Source organism: Planctopirus hydrillae, from assembly GCF_001707835.1.
Taxonomy (GTDB): domain Bacteria; phylum Planctomycetota; class Planctomycetia; order Planctomycetales; family Planctomycetaceae; genus Planctopirus; species Planctopirus hydrillae.
In genome coordinates this window covers 1-317 of record NZ_LYDR01000161.1, presented here as the reverse complement: position 1 = coordinate 317, position 317 = coordinate 1, and the positions used below count along the sequence as shown (strand labels likewise).

Genomic DNA, 317 nt, shown 5'->3' with positions numbered 1-317 from the left:
GTTTCGTCTGACCTGAAGCGAGCAAAGGTTGCACGAGAAAGCCAAAGATGGGCCGCGCGAAATAGAGGCTGATGCCAAAGGCGATAGCGAGCGCCAAAAAGCTCCAGAGCAAACGGCTGCGCAGCTCAATCAAATGATCGAGCAAGGGCATTTTGCTTTCGTCAATTTCGTTCATGTCTTAGCCGCCGTCTCGGTGGGCGATGTGTCGACCGGCGTTTCTGCTATAGGTGTTGCAGGGTCATCGCCGATGACATCTGCGCGTGGATCCGCTGGATGTGCACGCATGATACGCTCATTCTCAGCCTTCCACTTTTTCT

1 protein-coding gene is annotated in these 317 nt (G+C 53.9%); it reads right to left on the bottom strand.

Going from position 1 to position 317, the window contains the following annotated elements:
• Nucleotides 1-175 (bottom strand): twin-arginine translocase subunit TatC (locus A6X21_RS25935; RefSeq protein ID WP_165603919.1); only part of this gene is annotated, 175 nt, incomplete at its 3' end.
• Nucleotides 176-317: the final 142 nt, after the last annotated feature.